Here is a 15,394-nt window from a genome sequence, read left to right on the forward strand (position 1 = left end):
TTTTCACCCGGCTTCCTGAGTGTGGGCCTGACCTCGCGTCCCTACTAACCCGTAAATTTCATATTCTCGACGCGCAACTCACTTCGTGACGAGTATAATTCAGCCACTTAAGAATGGCCCAGCTACACCTCCACCGGGCGGCGGCGGTTGTAGTCGGGCTCCCAGTCGTTGATGGGGCGCGAGATACCGGGGGGCAGGTCGAGGTCGGGCAGGCCGGGCTCGTGGGGCTCGCCGCCGCCGTCATCGTCGCTCGATGGCGGGGGGGTAGGGGGCCGGCTGCGGCGGCGCGGCATCACCATGAATAGCGTAAACACCGCAAGCATAACCAAGGCAAATAGTAACTGATGCATAGGGCAGGACGGTAGATATAGAAGCCAGAAGCGACGGAAAACGCGAGCCAGGAAAAATGCGCGGAGCCTAAGGCTGGCAACGCAAATACCGGGTGCCGCGTTGCGCGCCGCCCCACGCAGTAGCTAAGTTAGCTGACACTCAGCAAATGCTAAAGTAACCGCCAGCAGCGCCGGGCAGTTCCTCACCAAAAAGTGTGCCCCCGCCGCCGGGCGTATCTTTGCAGCATGTTTAGGGGTGCTGGCTCGAAAAATTTTCGAGGCGGCTGAGATGACACCCATCGAACCTGAACCGGGTAATGCCGGCGCAGGGAACAAACAATCCGCAAACGCTTCTGCCCCCGCGCCGACCCCTGGCGCGCGGGTCCGTGTCACTTATCCACAGTTATCTGTTGAAAACTACCCTTTTGGTGGGCGTAGCGCTGCTGGCGCTGGCGGCTGCTCCGGCGTGGGCGCAGGGCCCCGTGTCGGGCCAGCTCACCGATGCCCAAACCGGCGCGCCCCTCGCCGGCGCCACCGTGCTGCTCACCGACCAGCCCACGCTGGGCACCACCACCGATGCCCGCGGCAGCTTCCGGCTGCCCGCCGTGCCCGCCGGCCCGCACACCCTGCAAGTGCGCTTCGTGGGCTTCGAAACCCTGAGCCAGCCGCTGCAAGGCCAGGCCGAGGCCCAGCAGCTTGCCCCGCTGGCGCTGCTCACCGCCCGCAACCTCACGCCCGAGGCCGTGGTGACCGCCACCCGCGCCAACGAGCGCACCGCCACCACCTACCAGAACGTGAGCCGCGAGCAATTGCAGGCCCGCAACTTTGGCCAGGACCTGCCCTACCTGCTCGACCAGACGCCGAGCGTAGTCACGACGTCGGACGCCGGTACGGGGGTAGGGTACACCGCCCTGCGCATCCGGGGCACCGATGGTACCCGCATCAACGTGACGCTCAACGGCGTGCCCGTGAACGAGGCCGAGAGCCACGGCGTGTTCTTCGTCGATTTACCCGACCTGGCCAGCTCCGTCCAGAGCATTCAGGTGCAGCGCGGCGCGGGCCCCAGCACCAATGGCGCGGGCGCCTTCGGGGCCAGCCTGAACGTGGAGACGTTGGGCATCCGGCCCAAGGCCTACGCTGAGCTCAACAACTCAGCCGGCTCGTTTGGTACCTGGAAAACGACCGTGGCCGCCGGCACCGGCCTCCTCAACGGCCACTTCACGGTGGATGCCCGCGCCTCGCGGGTGCAGAGCGACGGCTACGTGGACCGCGCCTCGTCAAACCTGAAGTCGCTGTACCTGGCCGGCACCTATTCGGATGAAAAGACGCTGCTGCGCGCCCTCATCATCACGGGCTATGAGACTACCTACCAGGCCTGGTATGGCCTGGCCGACTCTTTATTAACCAAAAACCGCCGCTACAACGAGGCCGGCACCGACGCGGGCCAGCACCTGCCGGCCTATAAAAACCAGACCGATAACTACCAGCAGGATTATTATCAATTCTTGATTTCGAGGCAGTTAAACTCCAGGCTTAACCTGAGCGTGACGCCCTTCTGGACGCGCGGCGGCGGCTACTACGAGGAGTACAAGGCCAACCAGGATTTTGCCAAGTACGGCATCTCGGGGCCGGTGCTGCAGCCCGGCGCGGGGGGTAGGGTCGATACGGTTACGACCACCGACGTCATCCGCCGCCGTTGGCTCAAAACCGACCTCTACGGTGCTACCTACGCCTTGCAGCTGCGGCCCACGGCCGGCGGCGTGCTCACCGAGGCCACGCTGGGCGGCGCGGTAGTGAACTACCGCGGCCAGCACTTTGATGAGCTGACCTGGGCCCAGCGCGGCAACAACATCCCCGAAAGCGACACGCCTTACTACTCCGAGCCCAACGCCCACAAGCTCGATGTGAACACCTACGCCCGCGCCACGGTAGCGCTCGGCGAGAGTCTGTCGGCCTTCGGCGACGTGCAGTTTCGGCACGTGGGGTATGAGCTGTTCGCGCCCGATGGCAGCCCCAACGGCGGCAAGAGCCAGCAGACCATCAACTTCAACTTCCTGAACCCCAAGGCGGGCCTGACTTACCAACTGACGCCGGCCGTGGCCGCCTACGCCTCCTATGCTCTGGCCCAGCGCGAGCCCACCCGCACCGACTACACCGATACGCCCGCCGACCGCCGCCCCACCGCCGAAAAATTGCACAACGTGGAAATGGGCCTGCGCCGCACCACGGGCGCCTTCCAGTGGTCGGCCAACTACTACCTGATGCGCTACCGCGACCAGCTCGTGCTCTCGGGCCACCTCGACGATGTGGGCAACCCCATCCACACCAACGTGCGCGACTCGTACCGCACCGGCATTGAGCTGCAAGCCGCCGCGTTGCTGACCAAAGGCCTCACCTTCAGCCCTACGGCCACCATCAGCCGCAACAAAATCAACAACTACACCGACTACCTGGCCGACTACGACAACGGCGGCGAAAAAGGCACTGCCTTCAAGCAAACCGATATCTCGTTTTCGCCCGCCCTCACCTTCGCCTACACCCTGGAGTACGAGCTGCTGCCCGGCCTGCGCCTGGCCACGCTGGCCCGCTACGCCAGCCGCCAGTACCTCGACAACACGGCCACCGACAGCCGCAGCATCCCGGCCTACTACGTGCAGGATGTGCGCGCCCGCTACCTCTGGCACCCCGAGCGGCTGGGCTTCCGCGAAATAGAAGTGGCCGCCGTGCTCAATAACGTGCTCGGCGCCACCTACGTTAACAACGGTTACACCTACGGCTACGTGAGCGGCGGGCAGGCGCAGTATTTCAGCTACTATTACCCCCAGGCCCGGCGGAACTTTCTCGCTTCGGTAAACTTGCGGTGGTAGCGGCCCTGCGCGTCAACCTCATCCCCTAGCCCCTCTTTCCAAGGAGAGGGGGCTAGGGGATGAGGTGACCGCCAGGGGAACCCAAGGGCTAAAGCAGGGTTGTATCTTTGCGGATATAACGGTACCGCCCCCACATGCTTCGATTTCTTTCTGCCTGCCTGCTGCTGAGTAGCTGGTTATCTGCCGCGGCCGCCCCTACCCCCCCCGCCGCGCCCGGCGTCACCATCGCCGCCGCGGCCGACTTGAAGTACGTGCTCGATTCATTGGTCACGATTTTCAACCGCCAGCACCCGCAGGCCAGGGTCACGGCGGTGTACGGCTCGTCGGGCAAGTTCTACGAGCAGCTGAGCCACGGCGCGCCGTTCGATATCTTCTTCTCGGCCGATAGCGACTACCCCCGGCGCTTGCAGCAGGCGGGCCTCACGACTGGCGCGCCCACGCCCTACGCCCTGGGCCGGCTGGTGCTGTGGAGCAAGAAGCTGAACCCCAGCGCCAAAGGTATCAACACCCTGCTGGCCCCCCAGGTGCAGCACGTGGCCGTAGCCAACCCCGCCCACGCGCCCTACGGCCGCCTCGCCGAAGAGGTACTGCGCCACTACCGCCTCTACGACCAGGTAAAACCCAAGCTGGTACTGGGCGAAAATATTGGCCAGGCTGCTCAGTACGCCGCCACCGGCGCCGCCGATGCGGGCCTGCTGGCCTACGCGCTGGCCCTCAGCCCCGAGTTGCGCCGGGCGGGCCGGTTCTACCTGATTCCGGTCGCCGCGCACTCGCCCTTGCAGCAAAGCTTCGTGGTGCTGAAGCGCGCCAGCGGCAACGCTACGGCCGCGGCGTTTGCGACCTTTATGGCCAGCCCGGCCGCCAAGCAGGCGTTGAAGAAGTATGGTTTCGGGTTGTAAAAAATGCCATCCGTTCTTGTGAGCGAAGCGCGGCAATCGCACCAGAACAGAATCGTGCGGATGTCGTTCAGGTGCGATTGCCGCGCTTCGCTCACAAGGACAGCCGTTTAGTAACCTATAATCCCTACCCCCTTGCCCTCTGACTACTGGCAAACCCTGCGCCTCACGCTGGCGCTGGCGGCCTGCACCACGGTGCTGCTGCTGCTGCTGGGCCTACCCCTGGCCTACGGGCTGGCGCGCTCGCGCAGCCGGCTGCGGCCGCTGCTGGAGGCGGTGGTGAGCCTGCCGCTGGTGCTGCCGCCCACGGTCATCGGGTTTTACTTGCTGCTGGCTTTCAGCGACAGCACGGCGCTGGGGCGGTTTTTGATTAACCAACTGGGGCTGAGCTTGAACTTCACATTTGCGGGCATCCTGGCGGGGTCGCTGGTGTATAGCCTGCCGTTTATGGTGCAGCCGTTGCAGGCGGGGTTTCGGCAGCTGCCGCGCTCGCTGGCCGAGGCAGCGGCCACGCTGGGCAAGTCGCGCGGCACCACGCTCTGGCGCGTGCTGCTGCCCAATATGAAGCCCGCCCTGCTCAACGGCGCGGTGCTCACCTTCGCCCACACGCTGGGCGAGTTTGGGGTGGTGCTGATGATTGGCGGCAACCTGCCGGGCCGCACCCGCGTGGCCTCCATCGCTATTTATGACGAGGTCGAAAGCCTGAATTATGGTCAGGCCAATGCCTACGCACTTACGCTGCTGGTGGTAGCTTTTGCCATTCTGGTGGCGTTGTATTGGTTTAGTAAGCGCGACGCCCGCCTGTCGTAACTGCCGTGCTCGATTTTCACCTCACCAAAGCCCTGCACACCGCCGCCGGCCCGCGCACCCTCGACGTGGCCCTGGCCCTACCCCCCGGCGAGCTGCTGGCCCTCAGCGGCCCCTCGGGCGCCGGCAAAACCACGCTGCTGCGCCTGCTGGCCGGCCTCGACCGGCCCGACGCGGGCTTCGTGCGCTGCGAGGAGCAAACGTGGTACGACGGCCCACGCCGCCAGTGGCTGCCGCCGCAGCGCCGCCCGCTGGGCTTCGTGTTTCAGGACTACGCGCTGTTTCCCAATATGACGGTGCGCGAAAACCTAGCCTTCGCCGCCGAAGGTCAATCTGATAAAAATCAATGGGTCAACGAGCTGCTGGAGCTGCTGGAGCTGGGCGAATTGGCCGCGCGCCGGCCAGCGCTGCTCTCGGGCGGGCAGCAGCAGCGGGTGGCGCTGGCCCGCGCCCTGGCCCGCCGCCCGCGCCTGCTGTTGCTCGACGAGCCCCTGTCGGCCCTTGACCTGCCCACCCGCCTGCGCCTCCAGCAGGTGCTGGCCGACGTGCATCGGCGCTTCGCGCTCACCACCATCCTCATCAGCCACGACCCAGCCGAAATAGCCCGCCTTGCCCATCGCGTGCTAACCCTGGATCTGGGCCGCGTGGTGGGGGTAGGGCTGCCTGCCGCGCCGCCTACCCCCGCCACCGTGGCCGGCCGCGTGCTGGCCGTGCTGCCGGCCGGGCGGCTGCGCGTGCAGCTGCCCGGCGGCGCCGAGGTAGAAGTAGCGGCCCCTTCGGGTTACGCGGGGGGGGTAGGGGCCGAAATTGCGCTGACGGTTGCGGTAGGGGAGGGCTAATGGCGCAGGCGCTCACCTCACCCCCTAGCCCCCTCTCCCGTGGAGAGGGGGAATTAGCGCTAGTCATAGCATATAGAGCTAGAACTAAAAACTAGTCCCCCCTCTCCACGGGAGAGGGGGCTAGGGGGTGAGGTGAGCGCCTGCGCCTCAGATAATCAGCCGGACGCCGCCCAGCTCCGAAATCTGGTAGGGAAATTTGTCGCCGGGTGAGCCGATAAACATGAAGTTTTTGGGGATTTGCCACTCCTCCGACAGGCTCGTTATTGTTTCGGGGCCGAAAGTGCCGGGGCGCGACACGAACTCCAGGTGAATGTTGGGGTAGGCGCGGTCGAGCACGCGCAGGTCGGTGAGCAGCTCGTCGGGCACGATTTGGTCGGCGTGCAGCAGCATCACTATTTTGAGGCGGTTGGTAAACTCGTTTTCCTCCACGTAGGTCATCACCTTGTTGAGGTTGGCCACATTATCGCCCTTGGTGAAGTACACAAACTCCTGTTTATTGAGCTCGTGCACCAGGCGGCGAATACTGACCTGGCTGCGAATGGCCAGCCGCCGAAACTGCTCATAAAACGACGTGGCACCTGCCAGCACCAGGTTTAGAATGGCAATGCGCTCCAGCATGGCGTACACGATGAGCGCCGCCGGAATGAAATATTGCAGGAATACCACCAGGTAGCCGGGGTTCTTCTGCACGTTGCCGTAGAGGCCCGCCAGCACGCCAATCAGGGCCAGAAATACGCTGAATACGCCCGCGTATACCGGCCGCGGCAGCTTGCCGCGCTTCACTTTCAGCAGGAAGTTGCCGATGGCAAAAAACGCCATTACTGATAAAAACGAGATGGTGTACACGCCCGCCAGCGTTTCCAGCTCGCCCTGCGTAATGACCAGGATGGACAAGCTCAGCCCGAAGAAAATGGCCAGGATGATGTAGTTGGCCCCGCGCCGGTTTTCCTTCAGAAAAAACTGCGGCCAGATGCGGTCCAGGGCCATGCGCTTGATGAGGCCGCTCACGCCCACGAAGCTCGTGAGCACCGCCCCGCTGAGCACCGTCACGGCATCGACGGAGATGACGGTGGCCAGCCAGGGACCGCCGGTTTGCTGGCCCAGGTACGAGAGCAGGGTTTCCTGGTGCTCTCCCACCGTGGCCAGCGGCACCACCGCCACCGCCAGCAGCGCAATAACAGGATTGAAAAAGCTGACCACCAGCCACATATTGCGCAGCGTTTTCTGAAACACACCGGGCGCCTGCTCCTCCACGAAGTTGGCCGAGCTTTCGAAGCCCGAAATGCCCAGCATGGCCGCGCTAAACCCCAGAAACAGCGCCACCGCCAGGCTACCCCCCACCACCGGCTGCGCGTAGTTGAGGTGCAGCGTGGTAAGCCCGTGCTGGGCCACAAACCACGCCCCGGAGCCCACCAGCAGCGTGAGCGCCGCCAGGTGCGCCACAAAAATGACCACCGCCACAATCGCCGATTCCGACATGCCGGCCGACGTCAGCAGCAGAAAAAACGTGAGTAGCCCCGCCGTGGCCCACAGCACCGGCACGTGCGGAATGGGCGCAATGAGGTAGAGGTAGTTCATGGCCTCGCCCGCGCTCAGCACCGCCGTGGCCATGTAGGACAGGATGGTGAGGCAGGCCGCGATGGAGGCGTTGCTCTTGCTAGTGGTGTTCAGCAGCACGTTGTAGGCCCCGCCGTTGAGGGGTAGGGCGCCCACCACCTCGCCATAAATCTTGCGAAACAGGTACAGCAGGCCCGCCACCAGCAGCAGCGCCACCCAGGCATATTGCCCCGCGTAGCCAATGGACAGGGCCGATACGTAGAGGCAGGAAGAGGAAATATCGTTGCCGCAAATGGCCGTTGCTTCAAGTTCGTTGAGTTTCTTGTCGTGGGCCATAGGGAAATGCGGATGAGGGTAGAATGAAAAGCGTGTAGATGGTTTACGGGAAAGATAGCCCTTTTGGGGAGAGAGAGTTGAAATAAACGGGAGTTAAAAAGCACGCGGTTGGGTTCTTGTACCAGCGGCGGCAGCCGGTTTCCGGCCCTGGTCGCGCCCGCGCTACCCCGCGAAGTATCTTTGCTTAAACCCTACCCCGCCCCGCCCATGTCTTCCATTGCCGACGTCCTTTCGCCCGAAGCTAAAGCCCACACCGCCCAAAAAGGCAGCACCAACGCCAACGGCTTCACCGACTACTTCGACCTCGACGGCCTGCTCACCGAGGAGAATATCCTGGTGCGCCAGAGCATCCGCGATTTCGTGAAAAAGGAGATTTCGCCTAACATCGAGAAGTGGGCGCAGGACGCACATTTTCCTTCGGAAATCGTGCGCAAGTTTGGCGACGTGGGCGCATTTGGCCCTACCATTCCGCAGGAGTATGGCGGCGGCGGGCTCGACTACATCAGCTACGGCCTCATTATGCAGGAGATTGAGCGCGGCGACTCGGGCATGCGCTCCACGGCCTCCGTGCAAGGCTCGCTGGTGATGTTCCCCATCTACCAATACGGCTCGGAGGAACAGCGCCAGAAGTTTCTGCCCAAGCTGGCTAGCGGCGAGTGGCTGGGCTGCTTCGGCCTCACCGAGCCCGACCACGGCTCGAACCCCGGCGGCATGACCACCAACATCTGCACCGAGGGCGACCACTACGTGCTCAACGGCGCCAAGCTCTGGATATCGAACTCGCCCGAGTGCCAGGTGGCCGTGGTCTGGGCCAAAAATGAGCAGGGCCGCATCAAGGGCGTGCTCGTGGAGCGCGGCATGGAAGGCTTCACTACCCCCGAAATTCACAACAAGTGGAGCCTGCGCGCCAGCATCACCGGCGAGCTGGTGTTCGATAACGTGGTCATCCCGAAGGAGAATATCCTACCCAATGTCGAAGGCCTGAAGGGCCCGCTCAGCTGCCTCGACTCGGCCCGCTTCGGCATTGCCTGGGGCGCCATCGGCGCGGCCATCGACTGCTACGAGTCGGCCCTGAAATACTCGCTCCAGCGCGAGCAGTTCGGCAAGCCCATCGCCAGCTTCCAGCTCCAGCAAAAGAAATTGGCCGAAATGATTACCGAAATCACCAAGGCCCAGCTGCTGGCCTGGCGCCTGGGCGTGCTGAAAAACGAGGGCAAAGCCACCAGCGCCCAAATCTCGATGGCCAAGCGCAACTCAGTCGAAATGGCCCTGCACGTAGCCCGCGAGGCCCGCCAGATTCACGGCGGCATGGGCATTACGGGCGAGTACCCCATCATGCGCCATATGATGAACCTCGAATCGGTGGTGACGTACGAGGGCACGCACGATATTCACCTGCTCATCACGGGGGCGGATATTACAGGTATTCAGGCGTTTAAGTAACACTTGTGTAAGTTGCTCGCGTGCGAAATTCCTGCTATTAATCCTTGCGGAGTAAGTAGCGCGTGGCTCCGGTTTCTTGCGTGGTATTTATAAGCACCCAGCCAGCAGCGCTTAACTCATTGAGCTTGCGTATTTCAGCCTGGTAGAGGTAGTTGCGAGCGTAGCGAAACCGACGCAGGCGTGTGGAAGTTGAATCGGTAGCGCTACTCTTAACAATAGTGGCCTTAATGCTTTCGCGCGGAAAATTGTAGCTAATAACCGGCAACTCTTCTGTTTTAAATGTGCCATCAGGCTCAATCACAGTTAGTGCCGGGCGGGGCTGGTCACTGTAACCCGTGCGCTCCATATCCCTGATAATCATTAGGTATTGGGCCGGCTTAGCGTCTTTAGAATTGAAAGACCATAAGCCAAGAGTAACCAATGTGAGAGCAGAGGCAAACAGAATCTTAGACATGAGCGATTAGAGAGCAATTAGGTTGATGGTAAATCTGTAGCAAGATAAATACATGCCAATAAATCAGCGCTTTGTAATCAGTATATCGATAAGCGGCCATGGGCTGGCACCAGACGATGCGAAAGCCGCCGAGGCAGTTGCTTATCAAGCAACAGCTTCACGGGGCGGAACTTTGTCAGCGAATGAGAAGTCAATCTGCGCGGGCACCACGTGAAACGCTGGTGGTAGCAGTACTTCTTGCGCTGCCTTCAGCACACCTGCGGCTTGCTCACAGCTCACAAGTCGTAAAGAAACATCGTGAGCGGCTCATCACCTCCTAGGTAATCGAATAATGCCTGGATAGGCACCCGCGTGCCACCCGTGATTTCCGGGTCGATGGTAATGAGGTCGGTGCGTAGCATAAGGCTAATATACAGCCGGTAGCGGCCTCAGGGTCGCTCCAGCAGATACACTGTTTCGGTGGTGGCGCCCACGCCTACCGTGCTCTGCGTAACGTGCGCCACGCGCCAGCCCTGCGCTAATAAGCTATTGACTTTCAAGAGCTCAAATCGGTGTATTTCCGTGGCGGCGGCCGTACTGTTGCGCTCCGTGCCGATTTTTATCTTGGGTAGGCGCTGCACCTGACGCTGGCCGTCGGGTTGAATGACCGTGATTTCCGGCACCGAAGAAGTGGTGCCCGGCCGGCCGCTGCCCACTACCATCATGTAGCCTTCGGGTGCCGTGTTGTGGGGGTAGAAGGCCCAGGAGCCGGCCGTAGCCAAGCAGAGGGCGCCAAAAAGGAGGATTCTTTTCATGGGCTTCAAGATGAACTTATGATGAAGTAATATAACGTAAAAAGCTCGGCAGTGGCTGGCCAACATCTTGCGTCACTTCCCCATATAGTTAGAGCGGCTTCCAAATCCCTGTGCAAATTGGCTGGGGCGGGCTGCCGGCTTTTCGCCAGCTGTCCGCTCGTCGTGCGCGCCACTCGTTCTTCCGCCGCCATTGGTAGCAGCGGCCAGAGATGCTCGCCGGGTTGCGGCAGGCACCAAACAAAAACGCCGCCCCGCCAACTACCAGGTGGCGGGGCGGCGTTGTGCTTGCCTAGCAACAAATCAGCCGATGAGGCGGGCGTCTAGGCTGCGAAACTGAATGACCGGCTGCCAGTCGGCCGGGTAGGCGAGTGCGCCGGGGTGGCCCGGAATCAGGCCAAAGTTTTGCACGGTCCACTGGGCGGCGGGGTAGCCGCTGGCGGCGGGCCGCAGCTCCGCGTCGCCTAGTCCAACGCCGCTGGCTTTGGCCCGTGCTTCGAGCTGCGTCCAGATGTGGTAGAAGGTGATGTGCGGTTCGTGGCTCAGGGACAATAGGCGCCGCTCGGGGTCGCTGAAGCGCTGGGCAGCCACGTCGCTAAAGTCAAAATCAGCCACTAGCTGCTCTAGGTCGATGCCAACCTCGCGGGCCGCCAACGCCACCACCACCCAGTCGCCCGAGTGCGCCACGTTGAAATGCACGCTGGCCGGCTCGGCCAGCTGCGGCTTGCCGTAGCTGCCAACTCGCAGCGCAATGGTGGCTGGCGGCTGCCCCAGGCGCTGCCCCAGCAAGTAGCGCAGGCAGGCGCGCCCCACCCGAAAGCGCAGCTGGTCGGCGAGGCGGGTATAGCGCGCCGCGTGCTGTTGCTCGGCAGGCGTTAGTAGGGCGGTCAGGGCGGCCTCGCGCTCGGTAAAGTCGGCCACCGAAATGCGATAAACTACCAGCGTATTGGCCAGCTGCGGAGCTTGGTAGCCAGCGTGCACATTGGTAGCAAAGAGGGGGGTAGGGGGTAGCGATAGCATCAAATTAGCGAGCGGTAGCGTTTAAACGGGCTTGTAAAACAGTGGCAAACTTCTGGTCATAGGGTGGGGCAAACATGAAGCTGTGCTCGCCGGGCATCTCGTGAATGGTGATGCCGTTCAGCGCAAACGGCCGCCAGCCCAGGAACTCAAAATCAGGCATATAGAAAGTACGCCGGCTGGCCCGAAACAGCTCAATGGCTATGGGGGCCGGTGCCAGGGTATAGCGCCGCCAGGCCAGCTCATTCATCCAATCGACCAGGGGGGGGTAGCCAAAATTGGGCTGCCACTTGCCAATGAGTCCCAGCCGGCCCAGTAGCCCGCCCAGCTTAAACCGCAGCTGCTCGCGCTGGTAGGCCAGGGTGCGGCCGGGCTGTTTGGCCAGCAGCCCTAGCGTATACACCCCTTTCTTGAGCGTAGTAAAGCCATTCTTGGCCAAGCGCTCCAGGTAGGGTAGGTGGTAGTTCGACTGATAGGCATAGGTGTCGAACATGGCCAGAAACTGCACCTCTTTGCCCATCGCCAGCAGCTGCCGGGCCATTTCGAAGGCAATGAGGCCGCCAAACGAGAAGCCGGCCAGCGCGTAGGGCCCGTCGGGATTCTGCGCCCGAATGGCCGCCAGGTAGTGCGCAGCTATGTCCTCGATGCGGTCCAGCGGCTCGTCTACGCCATTCAGGCCCCGCGCCTGCAAGCCGTAAACGGGCTGCTCGGCGTCCATATTTCGCGCCAGCGCATTGAATAGTAGCACGTTCATGCCTGCGCCGTGCACAATGTAGAGGGGCGTTTTGCTGCCCTTGGGCTTTATGGGCACCAGTGAGTCCCAGGTGATGGCTTTGCTGCCGTCGCGCTGTATCAGCAGGGCCAGTGCGGCCACCGTGGGGTGGCTAAACAGTGCCGCCAGGGGTAGGCGCTTGCCCGTTACTTTTTCGAGGCGCGCCATCACCTGCACGGCAATGAGCGAGTGCCCTCCCAGGTCAAAGAAGTCGTCAAAAACGCCGATTTTGCTGATTTTCAAGGCTTCGCGCCAGCTGTCGGCCACCAGCTGCTCCACGTTGGTGCGGGGGGCTACAAAACCCACCGCCGCCGTAATCGTGGCCGTGGGTGCGGCAGCCCGTTGCCGTAGGGCAGGGCGGTTGGTCTTGCCATTGGGCAGCAGGGGTAGGGCATCCAGCACCACAAACTCGCTGGGTACCAAATAAGTAGGCAGGTGCGCGTGCAAAGCCAACTGCCAGCTGGCACGCCGGGCCGCCAGCCCCTCAGAAGCCGCCGGACCCTCAAGTATAAGATAAGCCACTAGGCGCTCGTCGCCGGCGGTGCGCTCCTGCGCCACCACCACTGCCTGCCGAACGCCATCGAGCCGGGTGAGGTGGGCTTCAATCTCGCCGGGCTCGATGCGGTGGCCGCGCAGCTTCAGCTGCTCGTCGAGGCGGCCTTGCAGCTGCACTTCGCCGTTGGCAAGCAGCACGGCCGCGTCGCCGGTGCGGTACATAGTAGCGCCGCTTTCGGTGGTAAATGGGTCGGCCACAAAGCGTTCGGACGTGAGAGCCGGCCGCTGCCAGTAGCCGCGCGCCACGCCCACGCCGCCAATGTAGAGCTCGCCGGCCGTGCCGGGCGGCACGGGCTCACCCTGCGCATCCAGCACGTAAAGCTGCGTATTGGCAATGGGCTGGCCCACCGTAATGATAGCCGCGTTGGGCTCGATGCGCTGCACCGACGACCAAATGGTGGTTTCCGTGGGGCCATACATATTCCACAGCGCCAGGCACTTGGCCTGAAGGCTGCGGGCCAGGGCCAGGGGGAGGGGCTCGCCGCCGCACAGCGCTACCAGGGGCAGGGGCTTTTCCCAGCCCGCGGCCAGCAGCAGCTGCCAGGTCGAGGGGGTAGCCTGTAGCATGGTAATCTGCTCCGCTTCAAGCAGGTGCAGCAGCGCGCGCCCATCGCGGGCCGAGTAGGCATCGGCCAGCACCACCGTGGCCCCGCTCACCAGTGGCAGGAATAACTCCAGCCCGGCAATGTCAAACGAGATAGTCGTGATGGCCAGTAGCTTATCAGCTGCCGTAATGCCGGGCGCCTGCTGCATACTGGTTAGGAAGTTGACCACGTTGCGGTGGGTAATGGCCACGCCCTTGGGCTGGCCCGTTGAGCCCGACGTGTAGAGCACGTAGCACAGGTCGTCGGGGCTGGCAAGGGGGGTAGGGGCCGCGCCCGTCAGCGTGGCGGCTGCCGCTAGGGCCTCATTCAGCAACAGCCGGGGTGGGCCACCGGGTAAGGCCGGGAGGTTGCCCGCCGAAGTCAGCAGCAGCCGGGCGCCCGAGTCACTTAGCATAAACTCCAGCCGCTCAGTTGGGTACGCGGGGTCGAGGGGCAGGTAGGCCGCGCCGCACTTGAGCACTGCCAGCAGCGCCACGAGCAGGCTGGGCGTACGCTCCAGAGCCACGGCCACGATGTCGCCGAGTTGCAACCGGGGTTTCAGGTAGGCGGCTAGCTGGTTGGCCTGGCGGTCCAGCTCGGCATACGACAGCTCGGCGCTGCCAAACTTGACGGCAGTTTTGGTGGGAGTAGCCAGCGCCTGGGCCGCGATGAGGGCCGGCAGCGTGGCGGTGGCGGGGTAGGGCGCCTGGGTGGCGTTCAGCCGTTGGTAGGCCTCGGGCAGAGTAGGCGCGGCCAGGTGCAGGTTGGCCAGTTGGGTGGTCGGGTTGGCAATAATCTGCTCGGCCAGGCGCGTGAAGCCGGCCAGCAGCCGCTCGATGCGCTCGGGTCGAAACAGGGCTACGTTGTACGAGCATTCCAGCACCAGCTGGTCGCCTTTCCCGCTGGCATTCAACGACAGCTCAAAGTTCTCGAAGGCCCGCGGGTTGCTGACCAGCTCGTGGGTGAGGCCCGCCAAGGCTACCCCATCATCAAAGCCCAGGTCCACGTTGAACAGCACGGCCACCAGCGGCAGGTGGCCAGCCTCGCGCCGCACCGGCAGCTGGGTCAGTAGGTGGCCAAAGGTGAGCTGCTGGTGCTCCAGCGCATCAAAGAGCTCCGTTTTGCGGGTGCGCAGATAGTCGTCGAAGCGGCTGGGGCCGCTGGGACGGCTGCGCAGGGGCAGCAGGTTCACGCAGTGGCCCACCACCGTGCCCAGGCCGGCCGCCGACTGCCCGGCCGCCGGCAGGCCCACCACCAGGTCATCCTGCCCGGTCAGCTTGTGCAGCACTACTTCAAACACCGCCAGTAGCGTGGTTACGAAGCTGGTGCCCACTTGCCGGCCCACCGTGCGCAAGCCCGCCACCAGGGCCGGGTCGAGGGGGTAGTCGAGGCGGCGGCTCTGGTAGGTGCGCTCGGCAGGCCGCTCAAAATCAGTGGGTAAGTGCAACGTTGGGGTACCGTTGCGAAACACCGCGTGCCAGTATTGCTCGGTCTGGCGGTAGGCGGCGCTGGCTTGAAAATCAGCTTCTTGCTCGGCATACTGGCTGAAGGGCGTGGCGGCCGGCAGCCCCGACGCCCTACCCCCCACCGCCGCCGAGTACAGCTGCCCCAGGTCTTGCAGCAGCATACCCAGCGACCACCCATCGCAGATAATGTGGTGGGCCGTGAGGGTAAAGTGAAATTCGCCGTCGGCTAATTTTAACAGACTAGCCTGCCACAGCGGCCCCTGCACTAGGTCGAACACGTGCCGCGCCTGCTGGGCCGCGTAGTAGCTCAGGGCTTCGGTATGCCAGTAGTCACCGGGCTCGGCGGCGGCCGCCAGGTCAATGTATGCCAGGTCTACGGCCAGCTCCTCCGCTATGCACAGCACCGTGCCATCGGCGCTGCACGTAGCGCGCAGGGCCTCGTGGCGCTGGGTCAGCGCCGTCAGCGCCCCGCGTAGGGCCGCTATCTCCAACGCCCCGCGCAGGTGCAGCGACACCGATTCATTATAAGCTCGGCTGGCATCGTCGCCCCCCAACTGGCAGGCCAGCCATATTTCGGCCTGCGACGCCGTGAGCGGCACCAGCAGGGCAATCTCGGATTGGGCAAAAGGGTCGAAGTCAACCACCTGGGCAGGTGGCGAAAGAACAGCTACGGCCATGATA

General features: G+C 63.2%; 12 protein-coding genes and 1 riboswitch. Of the genes, 5 read left to right on the forward strand and 7 right to left on the reverse strand.

What is annotated here, in order from left to right; translation table 11 throughout:
- Nucleotides 1–122: 122 nt before the first annotated feature.
- Nucleotides 123–350: a hypothetical protein gene (locus E4631_RS00005; RefSeq protein WP_133658060.1), complete on the reverse strand. Its 228-nt coding sequence runs from the start codon at nucleotides 348–350 to the stop codon at nucleotides 123–125.
- Nucleotides 351–571: 221 nt separating this feature from the next.
- A riboswitch (TPP riboswitch) is annotated at nucleotides 572–680 on the forward strand.
- Between the two features lie 59 nt (nucleotides 681–739).
- On the opposite strand from E4631_RS00005, the gene E4631_RS00010 reads away from it, so the two are divergent.
- From E4631_RS00010 to E4631_RS00025, 4 genes are all read left to right on the forward strand, one after another.
- Nucleotides 740–3,196, forward strand: coding sequence for a TonB-dependent receptor (locus E4631_RS00010; RefSeq protein WP_240734544.1), 2,457 nt, complete (start codon nucleotides 740–742; stop codon nucleotides 3,194–3,196).
- Nucleotides 3,197–3,330: 134 nt separating this feature from the next.
- A complete protein-coding gene (gene modA, locus E4631_RS00015) occupies nucleotides 3,331–4,095 on the forward strand; it encodes a molybdate ABC transporter substrate-binding protein (protein ID WP_133658061.1) in 765 nt (254 codons plus the stop codon).
- Between the two features lie 132 nt (nucleotides 4,096–4,227).
- Nucleotides 4,228–4,902: a molybdate ABC transporter permease subunit gene (gene modB / locus E4631_RS00020; RefSeq protein WP_133658062.1), complete on the forward strand. Its 675-nt coding sequence runs from the start codon at nucleotides 4,228–4,230 to the stop codon at nucleotides 4,900–4,902.
- A gap of 5 nt (nucleotides 4,903–4,907) precedes the next feature.
- The gene (locus E4631_RS00025; RefSeq protein WP_133658063.1) at nucleotides 4,908–5,738 is read left to right on the forward strand and encodes an ATP-binding cassette domain-containing protein; all 831 of its coding nucleotides are present in this window, start codon (nucleotides 4,908–4,910) and stop codon (nucleotides 5,736–5,738) included.
- 147 nt (nucleotides 5,739–5,885) lie between these two features.
- On the opposite strand, the gene E4631_RS00030 is transcribed toward E4631_RS00025, so the two are convergent.
- A complete protein-coding gene (locus tag E4631_RS00030) occupies nucleotides 5,886–7,631 on the reverse strand; it encodes an APC family permease (RefSeq protein WP_133658064.1) in 1,746 nt (581 codons plus the stop codon).
- A 207-nt stretch (nucleotides 7,632–7,838) separates the two neighbouring features.
- Between E4631_RS00030 and E4631_RS00035 the strand changes: the two genes are divergently transcribed.
- Complete coding sequence (locus tag E4631_RS00035) at nucleotides 7,839–9,074, forward strand: acyl-CoA dehydrogenase family protein (RefSeq protein ID WP_240734546.1); 1,236 nt, start codon at nucleotides 7,839–7,841, stop codon at nucleotides 9,072–9,074.
- A 37-nt stretch (nucleotides 9,075–9,111) separates the two neighbouring features.
- Here the strand turns inward: E4631_RS00035 and E4631_RS00040 are convergent, their stop codons facing one another.
- The 5 genes from E4631_RS00040 to E4631_RS00060 form a co-directional block, all read right to left on the reverse strand.
- Nucleotides 9,112–9,528, reverse strand: a complete 417-nt coding sequence (locus E4631_RS00040; RefSeq protein WP_133658065.1) for a hypothetical protein — start codon at nucleotides 9,526–9,528, stop codon at nucleotides 9,112–9,114.
- A gap of 275 nt (nucleotides 9,529–9,803) precedes the next feature.
- A complete protein-coding gene (locus tag E4631_RS26380; RefSeq protein WP_217362661.1) occupies nucleotides 9,804–9,929 on the reverse strand; it encodes a DUF433 domain-containing protein in 126 nt (41 codons plus the stop codon).
- A 27-nt stretch (nucleotides 9,930–9,956) separates the two neighbouring features.
- The gene (locus E4631_RS00050; RefSeq protein WP_133658066.1) at nucleotides 9,957–10,322 is read right to left on the reverse strand and encodes a hypothetical protein; all 366 of its coding nucleotides are present in this window, start codon (nucleotides 10,320–10,322) and stop codon (nucleotides 9,957–9,959) included.
- A 300-nt stretch (nucleotides 10,323–10,622) separates the two neighbouring features.
- Complete coding sequence (locus tag E4631_RS00055; protein WP_133658067.1) at nucleotides 10,623–11,339, reverse strand: 4'-phosphopantetheinyl transferase superfamily protein; 717 nt, start codon at nucleotides 11,337–11,339, stop codon at nucleotides 10,623–10,625.
- A gap of 4 nt (nucleotides 11,340–11,343) precedes the next feature.
- A complete protein-coding gene (locus E4631_RS00060; protein WP_133658068.1) occupies nucleotides 11,344–15,390 on the reverse strand; it encodes an amino acid adenylation domain-containing protein in 4,047 nt (1,348 codons plus the stop codon).
- Between the last annotated feature and the right edge of the window lie 4 nt (nucleotides 15,391–15,394).

Origin of the sequence: Hymenobacter sp. UV11 (assembly GCF_004684095.1) — a bacterium.
Classification (GTDB): Bacteria; Bacteroidota; Bacteroidia; order Cytophagales; family Hymenobacteraceae; genus Hymenobacter.